Raw genomic sequence first — 263 nt, forward strand, 5'->3', positions numbered from 1 at the left:
AAACCACGTCTGCAGTTAATATTGCCTGGCAGGCCGCTAATGAGGGTATTCCTACTCTTTTGTGGGATTTGGATCCGCAGGGGGCTGCCAGCTGGTTGTTACAACGCAAAAGCAAGTCCAAAGCGGAAGCCAAAAAACTGTTATCTGGTAAAACGCCTATCGGTGAATTAGTTAAAAGTACCGATTATCCTTCTCTGGATATTATTCCTGCCGATTTTTCATTCCGGCAAATGGATTTGGATCTGGCAAAAGCCGGTGATAAA

The 263-nt window shown here is 44.9% G+C and carries 1 protein-coding gene; it reads left to right on the plus strand.

Translation table 11 applies throughout. From position 1 onward, the window contains the following. On the plus strand, positions 1-263 hold a 263-nt coding region (locus B3182_RS13340; RefSeq protein ID WP_292753078.1), incomplete at both ends, for a ParA family protein.

Origin of the sequence: Methylophaga sp. UBA4204 (assembly GCF_002379485.1) — a bacterium.
Lineage (GTDB): Bacteria > Pseudomonadota > Gammaproteobacteria > Nitrosococcales > Methylophagaceae > Methylophaga.